This window comes from Halobacterium salinarum DSM 3754, from assembly GCF_008124605.1.
Classification (GTDB): Archaea; Halobacteriota; Halobacteria; order Halobacteriales; family Halobacteriaceae; genus Halobacterium; species Halobacterium salinarum.
Window position 1 is genome coordinate 25,099 of the sequence record NZ_VRYN01000005.1, and the last position, 19,778, is coordinate 44,876.

The 19,778-nt window shown below is 68.9% G+C and carries 19 protein-coding genes; 12 read left to right on the top strand and 7 right to left on the bottom strand.

The features are described from left to right. The first annotated feature begins 19 nt into the window (after positions 1–19). Both APQ99_RS09835 and APQ99_RS09840 read left to right on the top strand, forming a co-directional pair. Positions 20–703, top strand: a complete 684-nt coding sequence (locus tag APQ99_RS09835) for a PHP domain-containing protein (RefSeq protein ID WP_012289241.1) — start codon at positions 20–22, stop codon at positions 701–703. Continuing rightward, positions 703–1,785, top strand: coding sequence for an asparagine synthase C-terminal domain-containing protein (locus tag APQ99_RS09840; RefSeq protein WP_010902607.1), 1,083 nt, complete (start codon positions 703–705; stop codon positions 1,783–1,785). The genes APQ99_RS09835 and APQ99_RS09840 overlap by 1 nt, the downstream gene beginning before the upstream one ends. Before the next feature lie 15 nt (positions 1,786–1,800). On the opposite strand, the gene APQ99_RS09845 is transcribed toward APQ99_RS09840, so the two are convergent. Together APQ99_RS09845 and APQ99_RS09850 are read right to left on the bottom strand one after the other, a co-directional pair. Then, entirely contained in the window at positions 1,801–2,274 is a 474-nt protein-coding gene (locus APQ99_RS09845) for an NUDIX hydrolase (protein WP_010902608.1), read from the bottom strand. Positions 2,275–2,306: 32 nt separating this feature from the next. Continuing rightward, entirely contained in the window at positions 2,307–3,293 is a 987-nt protein-coding gene (locus APQ99_RS09850; protein ID WP_010902609.1) for a transcription initiation factor IIB, read from the bottom strand. 160 nt (positions 3,294–3,453) lie between these two features. Between APQ99_RS09850 and gatC the strand changes: the two genes are divergently transcribed. Continuing rightward, on the top strand, positions 3,454–3,729 hold the full coding sequence (gene gatC, locus APQ99_RS09855) for an Asp-tRNA(Asn)/Glu-tRNA(Gln) amidotransferase subunit GatC (RefSeq protein ID WP_012289242.1): 276 nt from the start codon (positions 3,454–3,456) through the stop codon (positions 3,727–3,729). Then, positions 3,729–5,000 carry an Asp-tRNA(Asn)/Glu-tRNA(Gln) amidotransferase subunit GatA gene (gene gatA / locus APQ99_RS09860; protein ID WP_010902611.1) on the top strand — a complete coding sequence of 424 codons (1,272 nt, stop codon included), beginning with the start codon at positions 3,729–3,731 and terminating at the stop codon, positions 4,998–5,000. Before gatC ends, gatA begins: the two co-directional genes overlap by 1 nt. A 7-nt stretch (positions 5,001–5,007) precedes the next feature. On the opposite strand, the gene APQ99_RS09865 is transcribed toward gatA, so the two are convergent. Next, positions 5,008–5,475, bottom strand: a complete 468-nt coding sequence (locus tag APQ99_RS09865; RefSeq protein WP_010902612.1) for an acyl-CoA thioesterase — start codon at positions 5,473–5,475, stop codon at positions 5,008–5,010. 102 nt (positions 5,476–5,577) lie between these two features. Here APQ99_RS09865 and APQ99_RS09870 point away from each other — a divergent pair, with 102 nt between their 5' ends. Genes APQ99_RS09870 through purM form a run of 3 tightly spaced genes read left to right on the top strand, consistent with a single transcriptional unit; the run spans position 5,578 to position 8,750 of the window. Beyond that, a complete protein-coding gene (locus tag APQ99_RS09870) occupies positions 5,578–7,092 on the top strand; it encodes a TraB/GumN family protein (RefSeq protein ID WP_010902613.1) in 1,515 nt (504 codons plus the stop codon). Continuing rightward, positions 7,089–7,697: a zinc metalloprotease gene (locus tag APQ99_RS09875; protein WP_012289243.1), complete on the top strand. Its 609-nt coding sequence runs from the start codon at positions 7,089–7,091 to the stop codon at positions 7,695–7,697. The genes APQ99_RS09870 and APQ99_RS09875 overlap by 4 nt, the downstream gene beginning before the upstream one ends. Before the next feature lie 57 nt (positions 7,698–7,754). Further along, on the top strand, positions 7,755–8,750 hold the full coding sequence (purM, locus tag APQ99_RS09880) for a phosphoribosylformylglycinamidine cyclo-ligase (RefSeq protein WP_010902615.1): 996 nt from the start codon (positions 7,755–7,757) through the stop codon (positions 8,748–8,750). A gap of 85 nt (positions 8,751–8,835) precedes the next feature. On the opposite strand, the gene APQ99_RS09885 is transcribed toward purM, so the two are convergent. After that, positions 8,836–9,375, bottom strand: a complete 540-nt coding sequence (locus APQ99_RS09885; RefSeq protein WP_010902616.1) for a helix-turn-helix domain-containing protein — start codon at positions 9,373–9,375, stop codon at positions 8,836–8,838. Between the two features lie 40 nt (positions 9,376–9,415). Then, positions 9,416–9,781, bottom strand: a complete 366-nt coding sequence (locus APQ99_RS09890) for a DUF555 domain-containing protein (RefSeq protein WP_010902617.1) — start codon at positions 9,779–9,781, stop codon at positions 9,416–9,418. A gap of 234 nt (positions 9,782–10,015) precedes the next feature. On the opposite strand from APQ99_RS09890, the gene psmB reads away from it, so the two are divergent. The 4 genes from psmB to APQ99_RS09910 all read left to right on the top strand — a co-directional run bounded on the left by psmB (position 10,016) and on the right by APQ99_RS09910 (position 14,262). Continuing rightward, positions 10,016–10,747, top strand: coding sequence for an archaeal proteasome endopeptidase complex subunit beta (gene psmB / locus APQ99_RS09895; protein ID WP_012289244.1), 732 nt, complete (start codon positions 10,016–10,018; stop codon positions 10,745–10,747). A 141-nt stretch (positions 10,748–10,888) separates the two neighbouring features. Then, complete coding sequence (gene ligA / locus APQ99_RS09900) at positions 10,889–12,574, top strand: ATP-dependent DNA ligase LigA (protein ID WP_010902619.1); 1,686 nt, start codon at positions 10,889–10,891, stop codon at positions 12,572–12,574. A gap of 54 nt (positions 12,575–12,628) precedes the next feature. Then, positions 12,629–13,402, top strand: coding sequence for an HAD-IIA family hydrolase (locus APQ99_RS09905; protein ID WP_010902620.1), 774 nt, complete (start codon positions 12,629–12,631; stop codon positions 13,400–13,402). A gap of 65 nt (positions 13,403–13,467) precedes the next feature. Continuing rightward, on the top strand, positions 13,468–14,262 hold the full coding sequence (locus APQ99_RS09910; RefSeq protein WP_136361256.1) for an MBL fold metallo-hydrolase: 795 nt from the start codon (positions 13,468–13,470) through the stop codon (positions 14,260–14,262). Here APQ99_RS09910 and APQ99_RS09915 read toward each other — a convergent pair. Together APQ99_RS09915 and APQ99_RS09920 are read right to left on the bottom strand one after the other, a co-directional pair. After that, positions 14,213–15,313: a DNA topoisomerase IV subunit A gene (locus APQ99_RS09915; RefSeq protein WP_136361257.1), complete on the bottom strand. Its 1,101-nt coding sequence runs from the start codon at positions 15,311–15,313 to the stop codon at positions 14,213–14,215. The genes APQ99_RS09910 and APQ99_RS09915 overlap by 50 nt on opposite strands. Further along, complete coding sequence (locus APQ99_RS09920) at positions 15,310–17,724, bottom strand: DNA topoisomerase VI subunit B (RefSeq protein WP_136361258.1); 2,415 nt, start codon at positions 17,722–17,724, stop codon at positions 15,310–15,312. The genes APQ99_RS09915 and APQ99_RS09920 overlap by 4 nt, the downstream gene beginning before the upstream one ends. A gap of 140 nt (positions 17,725–17,864) precedes the next feature. Between APQ99_RS09920 and gyrB the strand changes: the two genes are divergently transcribed. After that, a complete protein-coding gene (gene gyrB / locus APQ99_RS09925) occupies positions 17,865–19,778 on the top strand; it encodes a DNA topoisomerase (ATP-hydrolyzing) subunit B (RefSeq protein WP_049928262.1) in 1,914 nt (637 codons plus the stop codon).

Genomic DNA, 19,778 nt, shown 5'->3' on the forward strand with positions numbered 1-19,778 from the left:
ACCACGGCAAGCGTTGACTGTGCTGTCTGTCGAACTCCACGCGCACTCCGAGCGCTCCTACGACGGCCGTGACCCCGTCGAGATGCTGCTGGAGCAGGCCCAGGCCGTGGGGCTCGACGCGCTTGCGGTGACAGATCACGACGAAATAGACGCAAGTCTCCGGGCCGCGGAGTTGGCCGCCGACTACGATCTCGTCGGCATTCCCGGGATGGAGGTGACGAGCGCGGACGGTCACGTGCTCGCCATCGGTGTCGAGCGCGCCGTGCCCGCCGGGCTGCCGTTCGCCGAGACGCTGGCCGAGATCAGGGACCGCGGTGGCATCGCCATCGTCCCCCACCCCTTCCAGTCCTCGCGCAGCGGCGTTGCGCCCCACATCTCGCGGCGCGAACTGGCGTCCGCGGACGCCATCGAGGTGTACAACTCCCGGCTGCTGACCGGGCTCGCGAACCGGAAAGCCGAGACGTTCGCGGAGCACAACGACTGCCCCATGACCGCCGGCAGCGACGCGCACATCGCCGAGATGGTGGGGCAGGCGGTCACGCGGATCGACGCCGACGGCCACACGGTCGAGGCCATCCTGGACGCCATCCGGGCGGGCGAAACCACGGTCAACGGGAAACGAACCCCGTGGCATATCAGCTTCCGGCAGGCGGCCGGCGGCGCGAAGCGCCGGATCACGAACCGCCTCGCGGAGTTCTTCTGATGCGGGGCGCTGCCCCCGACGCAGTGCTGGACGCCGTCCAGTCGGGCGACCCGCTGCCCGGAACCGGCGGGTTCGCGGGCGAGCTGCCGGACGGCCGGCTCGCACGGGACGTGTTGGGCCGCCGGCTGTGTTACGTCGACGGCGACGAGTGGAGCCACGACCCACGGGATCTCGCTGCGCCGACGCTCCTGCCGGCCGGCCACGTTCGCGCTCCGGGCGCGACCGGCAGCGGACGGCCGGTGTGGTCGCTCCCGGAGCCGGCGCCGACCGGCGACGAGCCGGTCGAGCGCGTCCGGGACGCCGTTGCGGGCGCGCTCGGGGGCGTTCCTGCGGGCGACGACCTGGCGGTGGCGTTCTCCGGCGGCGTCGACTCCGCGCTCGCCGCGGCCGCGCTGGACGCGCCGCTGTACGTCGTCGGCTACGCGGACAGCAGCGACATCGCGGCGGCCCGCGAGTCGGCGGCCGCCATGGGGCGTGCCGACGACCTGCGCGTGCACGAAGTGACGCTGGCGGACATCGAGGCGGCCGTGCCGACGGTGGCGCGGGCGATCGGCCGCACGAACGCCATGGCCGTCCAGATCGCGTTGCCGTTGTTCCTGGTCGCCGCCCGGGCGGCCGCCGACGGCTACAGCCGCCTCGTGGTCGGGCAGGGGGCCGACGAGCTGTTCGGTGGGTACGCGAAGGTCGCGAAAGCGCCGACCGACCCGCGCACCGACGCCGACACTGTGCGCGGTGCGCGCCGGGAGACGGTGCAGTCGCTGCCGGCCCAACTGGAGCGGGATCTGCGCGCGCTGCGGGCGGCCGGCGTGGAGCCGGTGACGCCGCTGCTGCACGACGACGTGGTGCGCGCGGCGCTCGCGCTGCCGGGGGAGTGGCTCGTGTCGGGCGACACCCGGAAACGCGCGCTCCGGGAGGCGGCCCGATCGTGGCTGCCCGACGCGGTAGCCGACCGCGACAAGAAAGCCGTGCAGTACGGCAGCCTGGTCGCCCGCGAGGTCGACCGGCTCGCCCGCCAGGCGGGGTTCAAGCGCCGCATGGACGACCACGTCACACAGTACGTCGAGGCCCGCATCGAGGAGTGACCGGGCAGCCGGGGGTTACTCCCCGGCGGCCGCTTCGATGGCTTCGATACCGATCCGCGCCGTGTCCGGGTCGACGGCGGCGTCCGCGCGCAGGGCGGCCGGCGAATACCACTCCCAGGCGTCCGGCGGTGCCTCGCCGTCGTCGGGCGCGACCGTGCGGGTCGGCACCGTCCCGAAGTAGACGTGGTCGATGTGTTGGTGGCCGACCGAGCCGTCCTCGTGGACGTTGATGTCGTAACAGAGCTGGTAGCGCGGCGTCGGCAACGCGACCCCGGCGGGAGCCGGGATCTCGGGGCGATCCCCCAGCAGGGTCGGTTCCTGGCCGAGTTCCTCGCTGACTTCCCGCAGGCCGGCCTCGTGGGGGAGCTCGTCGCGGTCGACGTGGCCCCCCGGCGGGATCGTGAGGCCGAGGCGGGCGTGCTCGTGGAGCGCCGTCGCGCCGTCGTTGACGACGTAGACGGTGGCGGTGAAATGCCGCGTGGTTTCCATACCCAGCGGTGGCGCGACGCCCCGAATATGGGTTACGCTTCCACGCCGGGTTCACCGCCCGCGTCCAGGATCTCGTGGTAGCGGTTGCGGATGGTGACCTCGCTGACGTTCGCGACGGTGCTGACCTCGTTTTGCGTGACGCGCTCGTTCGTGAGCAGCGCCGCCGCGTACACGGACGCCGCGGCGAGGCCGACGGGCGACTTCCCGGACGTGATGCCGGCGTCGGCGGCGGCGGCCAGCAGGTCTCGGGCGCGCCGTTCGACGTCGCCGGACAGCTCCAGGTCAGAGCAAAACCGGGGAACGTAACTCGCGGGATCCGTCGGCGCGACTTCGAGGCTGAGCTCGCGGGCCACGTAGCGGTACGTGCGCGCGATTTCGCCGCGGTCGACGCGGCTGACGCTTGCGACCTCGTCGAGGCTGCGGGGCGTGTTTGCCTGCCTCGCGGCGGCGTACAGTGCGCTGGTGGCGACGCCCTCGATGGAGCGCCCGGGCAGCAGGTCCTCGCCGAGCGCGCGGCGGTAGATCACCGACGCGGTCTCCCGGACGCTGTCCGGCAGCCCGAACGCGGAGGCCATGCGCTCGATCTCACCCAGCGCCTGCTTGAGGTTGCGTTCCTTGCTGTTGCGGGTGCGGAAGCGCTCGTTCCACTTGCGCAGGCGCTGCATTTTCCGCCGCTGGCGCCCCGACAGGGTGTTGCCGTAGGCGTCTTTGTCCTGCCAGCCGATGTTCGTGGACAACCCCTTGTCGTGCATCATGTTCGTGGTCGGAGCGCCCACGCGGGATTTCTCGTCCTGTTCTTGGGCGTTGAACGCGCGCCACTCGGGGCCGTGGTCGATGCCGTCCTCCTCGACCACGAGGCCGCACTCGCCGCAGGTGGTCTCCCCGCGATCCTCGTCGGTCACCAGGTCGCCGTTGCACTCCGGGCACCCGTGGTCTTCGTCGGTGGACTCACGGCTGCGCTGCGTGGGTACTGATTCCGTGCCGTGGCTCCCGTCTCGTGTTGTGCGCTGGTTTGTCATTGTGGGGCTGGCTGCGGGGGGCCGGTGTGGTTGTCCGCTCGTGTGGATAATGCACATGCACGGGCAAAAGTACTTTGATAACTGTTACCACATATCATTAATTTGCGTGCTCGGTCCCGCCATCGAAACGCTTACCGCCGGCACGCGCGACCACTCGCGTATGACTGACGCCGTCGACGCCGAGGAGATCCGGCACGTCGCGGACCTCGCGCGCCTCCGACTGGACGACGAGGACGTCGACACCGTCGTCGACCACTGTGGGGACATCCTCGAACACTTCGAGCGCCTCGAAGAGGTCCCTGAAGTCGACGCCGAGCCGGAGCTGGTGAACGTGATGCGGGCCGACGAGATCGCGGACTCCCTCGACCAGGACGACGCGCTCGCAAACGCCCCCGAAACCGAAGACGGCCGGTTCAAAGGCCCCAACGTCTCGTAATGAGCCTGAACGCATTCATCACCGAGACGACCATCCAGGGAGCGGCCGACGGCCCCCTCGACGGCACGACGGTGGCCGTCAAGGACAACATCTCCACGAAAGGCGTGCCCACCACGTGTGGCTCGAAGATGCTGGCCGACTACGAGCCGCCGTACAACGCCACCGTCGTCGAGGACCTCCTCGCGGCCGGCGGGACCATCGTCGGCAAGACCAACATGGACGAGTTCGGCATGGGGACGACGACCGAGACCTCGTACTTCGGTCCCACGAAGAACCCGGTCGACGAAACCCGGGTGCCCGGCGGCTCCTCCGGCGGCTCCGCGGCCGCCGTCGCGAACGGCGACGCCGACCTCGCGCTCGGCTCCGACACCGGCGGCTCGGTTCGCGCGCCCGCCGCGTACTGTGGCGTCGTCGGCCTCAAACCGACGTACGGCCTGGTCTCCCGGTACGGACTGGTGGCGTACGCAAACAGCCTCGAACAGATCGGGCCGATCGCGCCCACCGTCGAGGGCGCGGCCGAACTCCTGGACGTGATCGCCGGCCCCGACGAACACGACGGCACCACCCGCGACGCGGGCGCAGACGCTGACTACGCCAGCGCCGCGACCGGCGACGTCGATGGGTTGACCATCGGCGTCCCGCAGGAACTCACCGACGGCGCTGACGACCGCGTCGTCGAGCGCTTCGAAGCGGCGCTTGCGGACCTCCGCGCGGAGGGCGCGACAACCGTCGACGTGGCGTTGCCGTCCTGTGAGTACGCCGTCGCCGCCTACTACGTCATCGCCATGTCCGAAGCCTCCTCGAACCTCGCGCGCTTCGACGGCGTCCGGTACGGCACCGGCGGCGGCTTCGACGGCAACTGGAACGAGACGTTCGCGGACGCGCGCGCCGACGGGTTCGGCGACGAGGTCACGCGCCGCATCCTCCTGGGTACGTACGCGCTGTCGGCGGGCTACCACGACAAATACTACAAGCAAGCCCAGGAAGCCCGGGCGTGGGTGAAACAGGACTTCGACGAGACGTTCGCCGACGTCGACGTGGTGGCGTCCCCGACGATGCCGGTGCTCCCGCCGAAGCTCGGCGAGAGCCTCGACGACCCCGTCCAGATGTATCTCGCGGACGCCAACACCACGCCGGCGAACCTCGCGAACCTCCCCGCCATCTCGGTGCCCGCCGGCGACGCCGACGGCCTCCCGGTCGGCGTTCAGCTTGTCGGCCCGAAGTTCGGCGAGGAAACGATCATCAACGCCGCCGCCGCCGTCGAACAGTAGCCGCCGCTCACAGCTCCTGGTGTGCCTGCTCTTCGTGAGCCTCCATCGCCGCCGCCCGCAGGCCGGTTTCGGCGTCTGACTCACACGCCAGATCCGGGACCGGGATCGGGGAGCCGTCGTCGTCGACCGCGACGAACGTGAAAAACGACGATGTCGTCTTTCGGGTTGCACCCTCACGGGGGTCCTCGGCGTGCACGTCGACTTTCACGTCGATGCTGGTCGAGCCGGTGTCGAAGACGTACGCCTCGACCACCGCCACCTCGCCCATCTCGATGGCGGTGATGAAATCCACGTGATCCATCGACGCGGTCACGCACTGCGAGCCGGCGAACCGCATCGACGCGATGGCGGCGCAGATGTCCATCCAGTGCAGGACTGTCCCCCCGAGCGCCCGCCCGAGGTTGTTCGTGTCGTTCGGCAGCAGCATCTCGGTCATCTCCGTGTACGACTCCATCAGCCGGACCGTGTCGGTCATGCGCCGTCGTTTTCACCGGAGCGGTTGAAAGCTTGCGGGAGCGGCCGGCCAAGCATCGGGCCATCGACAGGTGTAAGGCTGGGCCCCCGTATCCGCTAGGTAATGAGTGAGGACGCCGCGTCGGCCGACCGCGAGGGGTCGGTGCGGGTCGTCGGCACGGCGCACGTCTCCTCGGACAGCGTCGAGGAGGTCGAGCGCGTTATCGACGACGAACACCCTGACACAGTCGCCGTAGAGCTCGACGAAGGCCGGTTCCGGCAGATGCAGGGCGACGCCCCCGATGACTTGGACGCCACGGACCTCCTGAAAGGCAGCATGGCGTTCCAGTTCCTGGCGTACTGGCTGTTGTCGTACGCCCAACGGCGCCTCGGCGAGAAGTTCGGCATCGAGCCCGGGGCCGACATGCAGGCGGCCGTGGACGCCGCGAACACCGCGGGGGCCGACGTGGCGCTCGTCGACCGCGACATCCAGGTGACCATCCAGCGCTTCTGGGCGCGGATGTCGCTGCCGGAGAAGCTCCGAATGGGCGGCGAGTTGGCGCTCGGCGTCACCGACAGCCTGACACTCGGCCTGACCGTCGGCGGGCTGATCGGGGCGTTCGTGGGTGTGATCGCCGAGCTGCTCGGCGGCCTCTACGTGCTGCCCAGCGTGCCACCCGGACTCGGTGTGTTGGCAGGTGTGGTTGGCGTGATCGCCGCGATCACCGAAGTCGGACTGTTCGCCATCGCGGGCGGTGCCGTGTTCGGCATCGCGTTCACGGCGGTGTTGGCTTGGACCGCGCCGGACACGGAGACGGATGTCGCGGAGTTCTCCATGGACGAACTCACTGACGCCGACGTGGTGTCGGCGATGATGGCCGAGTTCCGACGGTTCAGTCCGGGCGGCGCGCAAGCGCTCATCGACGAGCGCGACGCGTTCATCGCGCACAACCTGCTCGCGCTTCGCGCCCAGGGCAAAGACGTCGTCGCCGTCGTCGGTGCGGGCCACCGTGACGGCATCATGAACTACCTCGAAAACCCCGATTCGCTGCCCCCGATGGAGTCGCTGACGGGGAAAGAGACCGGGGGGTCGTGGCTGCTGAAAGGCGTCGGGCTGGCGTTCACTGTGGGGTTTCTGGTGTTTTTCGCGCTGCTCGTGATGGCCGGCGTGGGCAACGACGTGCTGTTGCAGGTGTTCGGCGGCTGGTTTCTGTTCAACGGCGTGTTCTCGTTGACCACCGCGAAGCTCGCGGGTGCCCACTGGACGTCGGCCGGCGTCGGCGGCGCAGTGGCGTGGCTCACGTCCGTGAACCCGCTGCTCGCGCCGGGCTGGTTCGCCGGATACATCGAACTGCGCTATCTCTCCGTGCACGTCACCGACATCGAGACGCTGAACACGCTGTTGGACGACGAAACGCGTCCGGTCCGGGAGATCGTCTCGGAGATGCTCGACGTGCCGTTGTTCCGGCTGATCGCCGTCGTCGCGATGACCAACGTCGGCAGCATCGTGGCGTCGGTGCTGTTCCCGCTGGTGGTGTTGCCGGCCATCGGCGGGCCGTTCGACTCGCTGCACGCGGTTTCAGACGCGATGGTGCAGGGCGCTGAGAACAGCGCCCGGGCGTTGTGGGGGCTGCTGTGACACGGTCGTGGGTGTCCTGGCACGAGGCGCGGGATCTCGGCGCGGCGTGGCTGCTGCTGGGGCTGGCGTTCGCGTTCTACCGGGTGCCGGTGTCGCCGACGACGCTGACGGACGTGCTCGCCAGTCAGGTGTTCGCCCGCGCGTTCGCGTTGAGCCTGGCGACCGTGGGCGTGGCGTTCCTGCTGCACGAGCTCGCACACAAGGCGGTGGCACTGCGGTTCGGACAGGAGGCGGAGTTCCGCGCCGACTACGGAATGCTGGGGCTTGCGGTCGCCGGCGGGCTCGCGGGGTTCCTGTTCGCCGCGCCGGGCGCGGTCCACCACCGCGGCTACATCACGCCACGCGAGAACGGCCTCATCGCACTGGCCGGCCCGCTGATGAACGTCGTGCTCGGTGCGGTCTCACTGGTGGTGTTGGTGACGGTCGCCCCCAGAGTCGGCTACTGGGGGGTGTTCATCAACGTCCTGCTGGCGGGGTTCAACATGATCCCGTTTGGCCCTCTGGACGGCGCGACGGTGCTGGAGTGGAGCACGACGGCGTACGCGCTGTCGGCGGTGGTCACGATCGGGCCGGCGGTGTTGTTCTTCGCGGGCGTCCTCGTGTAGTTGGGTGGACGCGCATATACCAGTACGCTTAACGCCACGAGTTGCGCACGTGCGTGTATGACTGCTGGCGAGAACGCCGATGGCGACCCGGACGGACTGACCTACGCCGACGCAGGCGTCGACATCGCCGACAGCGAGGCCGCGACGGCGGCGCTCGTCGACGCGGCGTCGACGGGAACCGACGACACCGCGTACGCCGGCCTGGTGGACCTCGGCGACCAGTATCTCGCGCTCGCCACCGACGGTGTGGGCACGAAACTGCTGGTCGCCGAGGCTGTTGGGGACTACTCCACGGTGGGCATCGACTGCATCGCGATGAACGTCAACGACCTCCTTGCGGCGGGCGTCGAACCGGCCGCATTCGTGGATTATCTCGCTGTTGACGAACCCAACGAGCGGCGGGCGGCCGAGCTCGGCGACGGCCTGGCCGCCGGGGCGGACGCGGCCGGCGTCGCACTCGTGGGCGGCGAGACGGCGGTGATGCCCGACGTCGTGCGGGGGTTCGACATCGCGGGCACCGCGGCGGGCGTGGCCACCGACGCGGAGCTGTTCCCCGGTCGGGCCGAGGCCGGAGACGCGCTCGTTGGGTTCCCGTCCGCGGGCATCCACTCCAACGGGCTCACGCTCGCCCGCGAGGCGGCGACCCGGGACGGCGGCTACGACGAGCCGTATCCGTACGAGGGCTACGAGACAGTGGGGGACGCGCTGTTGGAGCCGACGCGCATCTACACCCATTTGCTCGATGCGTTCCGCGAGCACGGCGTCCACGCCGCCGCACACATCACCGGTGGCGGGTGGACGAACCTCGACCGCATGGGCGGGTTCCGCTACGAGGTGTCGGACCCGCTGCCCGCCCAGCCGGTGTTCGACTACGTGCAGGACGCCGGCGGCGTCAGTGACGCGGAGATGCACCGGACGTTCAACATGGGCACCGGGTTCGTGGTCGCGCTCCCAGAGGACGCGGCGGCGGCGCTCGCGAGCCAGACGGACGGCGAGGTCGTCGGCCGCGTCGCCGACGGCGATGGCGTCTCGATCCGCGGGCTGTCGCTGTAGCCGGCGGTAACGGCCAGCGCTGGCGGGGCCACACGGCGCGTTCAGCCGGCACCGCCCGGTCGAGACCCCCGGGTTGGCGGGCGGGTCAACTGATCCGGGCGGCGATGTCCGCCTGGGTGATGATGCCGACGGTTTCGCCGTCTTCGGTCACCATCACCGCCTTGTAGTGGTCGAGGAGGCTGGAGATCTCGTCGAGGGTCGCGTCCGCCGACACGGTGGGGAAGCTCTCGCTCATCACCTCGCGGACGGCATGGTCGCCGACGTCCTCGCCGGCGTGGACGATGTCGTTGTCGCTGATCGAGCCCACCGGGACCCCGCTGGAGATGACGGGCAACTGGGAGTAGCCGGCGTTCTGCATGCGCGCAACGGCGTCGCTGACGGCGTCGTCGGGGGCGACGCTCACGAGGTCGGCGTGCATGAGTGTTGCCGCCCGCACCACGTCGCCTTCGGCTTCTTCGAGGGCTTCGACGATGCGCCGAAGCGTCGAGAGCCGTGGGTCGACGTCACCGCCTTCGATGCGCGCGATCAGCGGCTGGGAGACGTCCGCGCGGTCGGCAAGCTCGCTTTGGGTCAGATCGAGGGAGGTCCGCCGCTCGCGGAGATCTTGGGGCGTCGGTAGATGCACACGCCCAGATAACTAGGAGTTATTAATAAGTCTTCGGGGGTTACGCCTCCTCGGCCGGCGCGTCGCCGTCCTCGATGACGTCGATCACTTCCAGGGGAACGTCACGCAGCGCGCCCCCGACCTCGCTTTTCGCGATGCGCTGGGCGTGCTCGTCGCTGTCCGCGTTGAACACGGTGAGTTCGAGCACCAGCCCGACGAGGGCGGTGTTGGCCGCCAGGAACGCAGCGTCGAGGCCCTCGCCACACGCAGGGCAGCCGGTCACGCCGGCCTCGACCTCGACGTAATCGAGGTCCTGGTCGTTCAGTCGTTTGCCGGCTTCGCTCACGGCGACGCCGATGGCGTCGTCGGAGTTCTCGACGTCACGGACCAGCCACGCAGCTTCCATCGCAACGACGTAGTTGCTCATACCACAGTGGACGTGACGGGGGAAGTCGTGCTTTGTGGTTCCGAACGCTCACGAGACCGCCGCCAGACTGTGTCTCCCGCCCGCCAGTCGTCATCTCACCGCTCACCGCGCTGCATCCAACTCACCCGGACGGTGTAACCCACAGGTAGACGGCGTATCAGCCGGTGTTTCGGACTCCCCGCGGAATCCCCGGAAGAGATGCTTTTATCAGTCCCGGGCTGGTATCAAGTGGTAATGTTCAACCCGAACAACGGCTCTGAGTTCGCCCGCAATCGGGCGCGACTCGACGACACGCCCAACCCCTACGAGCCGGAGGTCGGCTCGCTCCCCGAGGGCGACCGCTCGCAGGCCGGCTCGGACACCGTCAACAAGACCGGCACCACGATCGTCGGTCTGACCACCCAGGACGGCGTGCTGATGGCGTCGGACATGCGCGCGAGCCTCGGCGGCCGCGTCATCTCCAACAAGAACGTCCAGAAAGTCGAGGAGATCCAGCCCAACGCCGCCCTCTCGATCTCGGGATCGGTCGGTGGCGCCCAGAGCTTCATTCGGTCGCTGCGCGCTGAAGCCAACCTCTACGAGGCGCGGCGCGGCGAGTACATGTCCATCGACGCGCTCTCCACGATGGCGTCGAACCTCCTGCGCGGCGGGCCGTTCTTCCGCGTCGTCCCGATCCTGGGCGGCGTCGACGACGACGGCGGTCACGTCTTCAGCCTCGACCCCGCCGGCAGTTCGATGTCCGACACGTACACCGCACAGGGCTCGGGGATGCCGTACGCCCTGGGTGTGCTCGAACAGGAGTACAGCGAGGATCTGACGATGGCGGACGCCGAACAGGTCGCCGCCCACGCCGTGAAGTCCGCGAGCGAACGCGACACCGCCTCGGGCAACGGCATCCACATCACGAAGATCACCCACGACGGCCTCACGACCGTCGGCCACAAGGAATTCGACGCGCTCCTGTAACGCGCCGACCCAGAGCCGGTGTGACGGCCCCCGCGCGGGCTCGCCGCGGCAGCCCGCGTCGCGGCGGCTCACCGCCGTCTGTTTCTCCACTGCCGCTGCGGTTCGCGCCGCTTATCCGCGACTAGTCGCTACGTTATCGCAATGAAGTTCGGCTCGTTCGCCACGTTCGCTGCCGACATCGAAGCCACCGACGCCGACCTCGACGTGGTGGCGCTGGTCGCGGAGCTCTTCGACGCGGCCGACAGCGACCTCGATGTCGTCGCGCGGTTCGTCCAGGGACGCGTGTTCCCCGCCCACTCCGAGACGAAACTCGACATCGGGCCACAGCTCTGTTACACGGCGCTCTCGCGGGCTGCGGGCCGGAACGTCGACGCGGACGACATCGAGGCACGACTGGCCGAAACCGGCGACATCGGGGCCGTCGCCGGCAGCCTGGACCTCGGCGGACAGACCGGACTCGCGGCGTTCGGGGGCGGCGACGACCACGCCGACGGACTCACTGTCAGCGGTGTTGCGGACGAACTCGCGGCCCTGGCGGCCGCCGCCGGCGACGGCAGTCAGTCCGAGAAAGTCACGCTCCTGTTCGGGCTGTTCAACCAGTGCACCAGCCGGGAAGCCCGATACCTCGCGCGGCTGGTGTTGGGTGAGATGCGCATCGGCGTCGGCGAGGGGGCCGTCCGGGATGCCATCGCTGAGGCGTTCGACGTGCCGACTGCGGCCGTGCAGCGCGCCCTCCAGGTGTCGAACGACTACGGCCTCGTGGCCGAAACCGCACGCGACAGCGGCACCGACGCGCTGGACGCGATGGGGCTGGAGGTGGGCCGCCCCGTGCAGGCGATGCTCGCGCAGGCCGGCACGGTCACGGACGCCCTCGACGAGTGGCACGAGGCCGCCGTCGAAACGAAATTCGACGGCGCACGCGTGCAGGTGCACTACGACGGGGACGACGTGGTGCTGTACTCGCGGAACATGGAGAACGTGACGGGGGCGCTCCCGGAGCTCGTGGAGTTCGTCGAGAACAACGTCACGGCCCCCGTGATCATAGACGGTGAGGCCGTCGCGGCCGACGAGGACGGCGACCCACTGCCGTTCCAGGAGATCCTCAAGCGGTTCCGCCGCAAGCACGACGTCGCCGCGATGCGCGAGGAGATCAGCGTGGAGCTGCACGCGTTCGACTGCCTGCACGCGCCGAGCGCCGACGGCGGCGAGGACCTACTGGACGCGCCGTTTTCCGACCGCCACCGGCGACTGCGCTCGGTGGTCGACGACGCGTCGGCGGTCTCGGAGGTGCTCGTGACCGACGACGCCGACGAGATCGCGGCCTTCGAGGCGACCGCGCTGGAGGGCGGCCACGAGGGCATCATGCTGAAGAACCCGGCCGCCCCGTACACGCCCGGCGACCGCGGGAAAGACTGGCTGAAGCGCAAGCCCGACGTGGAGACGCTGGATCTGGTCGTGACCGGCGCGGAGTGGGGGGAAGGCCGCCGCGCGTCAGTGCTGGGGACGTTCCTGTTGTCCGCGCGGGACGCCGCCGGCGACGGCTTCGAGACCATCGGGAAGGTCGCCACCGGGCTGACAGACGAGGAGCTTGCGGCCCTCAGCGACCGCCTGGAGCCACACGTCCGCAGCGAGGACGGCCAGACGGTCGACATCGAGCCGGCGGTGGTTCTCGAAGTCGGCTACGAGGAGATCCAGGCGTCGCCGACGTACTCCTCGGGGTACGCGTTGCGGTTCCCGCGGTTCGTCTCCGTCCGCGAGGACAAAACCCCGACGACGGCCGACACCATCGAGCGCGTCGAGCGGCTCGCCGCCCAGCAACAGCAGTGACAGCCGCCCCGCACTGACCAAAGACCTTCACGCCCACGCGCCCACACTACCCACGTGACCTACCGTGGCGTCGTTCTGGACCTGGATGGCACAGTCCTCCGTGGAGACACGCTGCTGCCCGGTGCCAAGGCGGGCGTCGCCGCGCTCCGCGAGCACGCCGACGCGGTGTTGTTCCTGACGAACAACCCCATGCGACCGGCCAGCGAGCACGCCGCCCGCCTGGAGGGCCTCGGCGTCGACGCCACCCCCGGTGAGGTACTGACCGCGACCGACGCGACGATCACGTACCTCCAGCGATCCCACGACGGCGCGGCAGTGTACCCCATCGCCGCGGACGCGATCACGACCCAACTGCGCGCCGCCGGCGTCGCCATCACCGCCGATCCGGTGGCCGCCGACGTGGTCGTCGCCGGGTTCGACCCGGCGTTCGGCTTTCAGGACCTCCAGGCAGCGGTCGACGCGTTCGCGGACGGCACCACAGCGCTCGTCGGCACGGACCCGGACATCACGATCCCGGCCGCGGACGGAGCCAAACCGGGGTCGGGGGCGATCGTGCAGGCCGTCGCGGGTGTTGCCGAGCGCGACCCGGACGCGGTGCTCGGCAAACCCTCCGAGACGACTGCGCGGCTCGCGGTCGACCGCCTCGGCGTCCCGCCGGCGGAGTGTCTGGTCGTCGGGGACCGACCGGACACGGACGTGGCGTTAGGTGCGGCCGCCGGGATGACGACGGCGCTGGTTCGCACGGGCGTCGACGCCGCCACGCCCGCTCACGCCCAGCCCGACCACGTCCTCGATTCGCTCGGCGAGATCGGGCGGCTGATCGCGTAACCCCGGTGGCCAACGCGCTGGGAATCACGGCCGGCCATTTATCCACACCGAGCATACACGACGCCATGACAGTCACTGCCGCCGGCGTGACCGTTGATTGGCTCGGGTACGCGACCACGCGCATCGAGTGGGCGGACGGCACCGTCGCCTACACCGATCCCGGCCGGTACGGCGTGCTCACCGGCGAGTGGACGCCCGGCGGCTTCGAGGGGGCGCACGAGCACCCGCCGGGGGCGGAGTACCGCGCCCAGGACGGCGATCTCGTCGTGATCACGCACGCCCACCACTACGACCCCCACGGCATCGCGCGCGTCGCCAGCGCGGACGCGACGGTCGTCGTCTACGACGCGATCGACGCCGCCACCACCAGCCGGGATGTCACACCGGTCGACGCCCTGGACTACGACGTCAGGCGCGTCGAGTACGGGGCCCGCCAGCGAATCGCCGGCGTCGCGCTCACCGTGACCGAGGCCCAGACGGCACCCGACGAGCCCGGCGGCACGTCCCTACACCCACCCGGCGTCGGCTGCGGGTACACGCTCACCCGCGGGGACACGACGGTCTTCTGGCCGGGTGCCTCCGACGCCCTCGCCAGCCACGACGCCATTGACTGCGACGTGTTGCTGGCACCGATCAGCCGCCGCATCACGATGGGAGAAACGGAGGCCGCGGACCTCGCCGATCGGCTCGACCCGGCGCTGGCTGTGCCGATCCATTACAACACCGTCGAGCGCCTGGCCGGCGACGGCCGCAGGTTCGCCTGTGCCGTGGCGAGCAGCGGGGTGCCGGTGGCGCTTGACGAACAGGCGTCTACAGCACGCCCATCTCAGCGAGGCGCTCGGGGAGGTAGGTGTCCGTGACGAAGTCCAGGCCACGGGACGCCAGCGCCTGCTGTTCGGCCTTCTTGTCGATGTCCAACTGGAGGCCGATCTGCTCGGTCCAGAAGTCACTCTGGAACCGGGGGTCCTCGAGCTCCGATTCGAGGGCGTTGACGTCGGAGTCGCTCAGCGGGTCCGTCGGCAGGTCGTAGTCGACGATGTCCTGGGGGCGGATGCCGATGAACTGCGCCTGCGGGGTGGCGAGATACTCCGAGAGGTGTGCGGACTTGATCGAGCCGTAGGCGACGGAGCCGTAGATGCGATACGACCACGGGTCGCCGTCGGTGAACACGGTCACCGGAAGCTCGAGTTCGTCGTGGAGGCGCTTGGTGAGCCGCCTGGTGGCGCGGGCGGGCTGGCCGCCGAGGTGAACGACGATGGCGTTGTAGTCGTCGTCGAAGCCGTTCTCCACGAGCCGGTCGCGCATCCCACCGGTCTCCACGCAGAGCACGAAGTCGGCGTCGGTGTCGAGAAAGTCGATCGTGTCCGGGTTGTTCGGGATCTGGTAGCCGCCCTGCCCGACGTCCTCCTGGCAGTGGATCTCGCGGTCGCCCCGCCGGGTCTGCTCGCGCAGCCGCAGCGGCCCCATGACCTTCGCGCCGGACTCCTCGGGGCGCATGTGGAAGTCCTCCCGTTTCACCCCGGAGACGATTTCGAGGTCTTCGACGAGCTTGTCGCTCTCGCTTTGGTCGTTGAACTGGGCTTCGGCCTCGTCCCAGGACTCCGAGAGGTAGTAGAGTTCACGCAGCGTCGACGACCGCCCCTCGTCGAGTTGCTGGGCGAGGAAATCGACCGTGTAGACGGATTTCAACAGCTTCCGAGCGCCACGGACCGAGTTCGCCGAGCGCGTCGACTGGCTGTCACCGTACACCCAGACGTCGGCGTCCTCGTCGTACTCGATGTTGGATTTCGAGCGCGTCGGCAGCGACATCCGGGGGATGTCGCCGTCGGCGAACTGGTCGTAGAACTGCTCGGCGATCGCCAGCAACTGGTCGCGGGCCTCGGTCTCGTCGGAGGTGTGTGTCTCGCTCATGTGTCAGCCTCGGATACGGTGAGTCGTGCGTCCGCAACGCCCGATACGGAGAGCTCGCAGTCCGCGTCGGCGTCGACGCTGTACGTCAGCTCCGCGGCGTCGTCGCCGGCCACAGCGGGCGTCCACTGCACGAAGTATTCGTCGTCCATCGCCACGACGCTGGCGTCGTCGCCGACGCCGTCGGGTTCCGCGGAGACGATGTCGGTGACATCGACGTCCACGCTCCCGGTGCCGTGGTTCTCCACGCGCAGCGTCACCGTTTGCCCGTCGTCGCTGCGCGCACGCTCGACGAGCACGTTGTTCATGATGCGGGCAAGCGAGTCCGACACGTCGACGCCGCCGCGGCCGGTCAGCTCGCCGACTTTTTCGGCCATCGTCGGCAGGATGTCCATGATGACGTCCTGTTTCTGCTGGCGTTTCCGCATCGACTGGCGCTTCTGCAGGAAGGATTTCAGCTCGCGGGCGGCCTCCCGGACCGCCAGCTCGATCTCGGCCTCGATCTCGGGCACGTTGGCGATGGCGTCCTTGGATTCGCTCGTGAACGGCACGTTCGTCGAGGCGACGTGCACCATGATGACCGCGGGCCCCTGTGGCAGCCCCGAGCCGCCGGGCTGGCTGAGGTTGTAGTTGCGCCACCCGATGTCCCCGAGCACGTCGGTGGTGGCGCACGCGCCCCGTTGGTAGACGAGGGGCACGCGGTTCGCGAACCGCATCAGCTGGACGCCGCCCTCGCTGTCGATGTCGCCGCCGTACGCGATGCCGGCTTCGACGATGAACGGATCGCCGCCGTGCACGTCGGCGTCCCGCGTGGCCGCCGCGTAGAAGTCGGCGTCGAACTCCGTGCGCAGCCCGGCCTCCAGTTGGTCGGCTTCGATCGGCGACAGACACGACGTCGGCGGGGCCATCACGCTGACCGACGCCATCGCCGCCAGCAGGTCGCTGGCCGCGTCGCGGTCGTCGGCGAGCGCGCTCGTGTTCGGGGGGTCGTCGGGCACCGTTGCCATGCGCGCCCAGAGCGCGTCGGCGACGTTTTCGCGGGCCGTCTCACCGATCGTGGCGTCGGCGTACTCGGCGGTGTTCTCGGCGGCCCGGAAGACGTATTCGTCGAGGGTGTCCCGCGTGACGCGGTCGGTGTCACCATCGGACTCGAACTTCGCGGCGATCCGCTCGGCGAGCCCGCGTACGGTGGCGTCGTCTTTCTGGACGGTCGTCGCCTCATCGACCGGGCCGAGCACGTCGGCGACGCGGTCACTGGTGAGCGCGTCCCGGACGGCGGCCACGACGTTCGCCTGCACGGTCTCGCCGAACGACGTGCCGGTGTCGTCCTGTGCGTCGGCGGCTGCGTCCGCGACGAGCGCCCCCAACTCGGCGGGCGCGATGCTGTCGGCGTCCCGGACGGCGTCGGCGACCGTCCGCGCGAACACGGCCGTGTGTGTGGCGTCCTTGTTCGCAACGGCGTCGGCCACCGTCGCTTCGAGGTCGGCGTCGGCGGGCGGCCGCCACCGCATCTCGCGGCCGAAATGCTCGTCGCGGAACGCGTCGATGATGCCGGTGGCGGTCTTGGAGCCGACGCGCGTGAACTCCGACTGCAGGAACCCCGAGACGGAGTGTGAGTCCGTCTCCGCCAGCATCTTGATGAGCGTGCCGAGCTCGACGCCGTGCGGGTGGGGGAGGATTTCGTCGGTTTCGGCGGGCAGGCTGGCCTCCTCGGCGCGCTCTGATTTGAGCTCGCCGCCGGGCTCCTGTAACTCGATGCGGGCGTGTGGGTTCACGACCGCCGTGTGTTTGATGTAGTCGTGGAGCTGCCCGCGAGCCCGCATGTTCGCGTCGAGGGCCATCTCGATGCGCGTGCCATGCGTTCCCCGAAGGTCGCTTTTCGCGGCCGAAACCTCCGTTTCAGCGCTGATCTCCGGCTCGTTGGTGTCGGTGTCGATGATGAGCTCGTAGACGTTGGCGGTCTCGGAGTCCTGGGTCCGGCTCTCGATGCGCACCGGCTTCCCCGACGTCAGCTGCGAATACAGGACCGCCGCGGAGATCCCGATGCCCTGTTGGCCGCGGCTCTGCTCGCGGGCGTGGAACCGCGACCCGTACAGCAGCTTCCCGAAGATCTTCGGGATCTGTGCGTTGGTGATGCCCGGCCCGTTGTCCTCCACGATGAGGGTGTAGTAGTCTCGTCCCTCCGAGATTTCGACGTAGATGTCGGGGAGGATGCCCGCCTCCTCGGTGGCGTCGAGGGCGTTGTCCACGGCTTCTTTGACGGCCGTGACGAGCCCCCGGGCTCCGGAGTCGAAGCCCAGCATGTGCTTGTTCTTCTCGAAGAACTCGGCGACGGAGATCTCGCGCTGGCTCGCGGCAAGCTCCTCCGCGATGCCGTCCTCGTCGTCGTCGAGTGTCGACTGGAACGACGTCATTCAGTGTCCCGTGGTTCACGACCAGCGGCTAAAACACCAGCGGTGCCGGGGTGAAAGTGAAACCGGGCCCACAGTCGGCACACGCGCACACGCGTGCGAGCCTTTTTTACCACCCGACCGTCTACTGTGGTCTAACGTTCATGTCTGATCAAAGCGAGTACAGCGCTGGCCAAATTCAGGTTCTGGAGGGGCTCGAAGCCGTCCAGAAGCGGCCAGCGATGTACATTGGTTCCACTGACGCTCGTGGTCTGCATCATCTCGTCTACGAGGTCGTGGACAACTCCATCGACGAGGCGCTTGCAGGGTACTGTGATCGAATCGACGTAACGCTGCACGACGACGGCTCGGTGAGCGTCACCGACGACGGTCGTGGGATCCCGGTGGCCACCCACGAGGAGTACGACCGACCGGCGGTGGAAGTCATTCTCACTGTGTTGCACGCCGGCGGGAAGTTCGACGCGAAGTCCTACCAGGTGTCCGGCGGCCTCCACGGTGTCGGCGTCTCCGTGGTGAACGCCCTCTCCGAGCGCCTCGCGGTGGAAGTCTCCCGGGACGGCGCGCGGTACCGCGAGCAGTTCGAGCGCGGCGAACCGGTCACCGACCTCCAACACGTCGGGGACAGCGACGACTCCGGGACGCTCATCCGGTTCCGTCCGGACAGCGAGATCTTCGAGACGACAGCGTACGACTTCTCCACGCTCGAAAACCGGCTGCGTGAGCTGGCGTTCCTGAACTCCGGCGTCGAGATCACGCTCACCGACGAGCGCGGCGACGAGCCCACGCAGTCCACCTTCGAGTACGAGGGCGGCATCCGGGAGTTCGTCGAATACCTCAACGAGACCCGCAATGCGCTGCACGACGACGTCATCTACTTCCAGGGCGAGGACGACGGTATCTCCGTCGAGATCGCCATGCAGGCCTCCGAGGACGTCCAGTCGTCGACGCACGCGTTCGCGAACAACATCAACACGCGGGAGGGTGGCACGCATCTCACTGGGTTCAAGACGGCGCTCACGCGCACCGTCAACGACTACGCCAACGACAACAACCTGCTGTCGGAACTCGACGGCGAGAACCTCACCGGCGACGACATCCGGGAGGGGTTGACTGCGGTCATCTCCGTCAAACACCCCGACCCCCAGTTCGAGGGCCAGACCAAGACCAAACTCGGGAACAGCGAAGTCCGCGGCATCGTCGAGCGCGCCGTCAACGACGGCCTGGGGACGTATTTCGAGGAGAACCCCGCCACCGCCAAGGCGGTCGTGCGGACGGCCGTCGAAGCCGCGAAAGCCCGAAAAGCAGCCAAGAAAGCCGAGGAGCTCACGCGCCGGAAGTCCGCGCTGGGCTCCACGAGCCTCCCGGGGAAGCTGGCGGACTGCCAGAGCAAAGCCCCCGAAGACGCCGAGCTGTTCGTGGTCGAGGGCGACTCCGCCGGCGGCTCCGCGAAACAGGGCCGCAACCCCGGGTTTCAGGCGATCCTCCCGCTCGGGGGGAAGATCCTGAACGTCGAGAAACACCGCCTCGACCGGATCCTCGAACACGACGAACTCCGCCACATCATCACGGCGCTTGGCACCGGCATCGGCGACGAGTTCGACATCGACGAGCTGCGCTACGAGAACATCATCATGATGACCGACGCCGACGTCGACGGCGCGCACATCCGCACGCTGCTGTTGACGTTCTTCTATCGGCACATGAAGCCGCTGCTGGAGGCGGGATACGTCTACGCCGCCCAGCCGCCGCTGTACCGGATCCGATACCGGGGGAACACCTACGACGCGATGACGGAGGCCGACCGCGAGCGCATCGTCGAGGAGCAGTGCAACGGCAACCCCACGCAGGTCCAGCGGTTCAAGGGCCTCGGAGAGATGAACCCCCAGCAGCTCTGGGACACCACGATGGACCCCGAGAACCGCATCCTCAAGCGCATCACCGTCGAGGACGCGGCGGCCGCGGACAAGATGTTCTCCGTGTTGATGGGGGACGCCGTCGAACCACGCAAACAGTTCATTCAGGAGCGCGCCGGCGACGCCGAATGGGTCGACATCTAA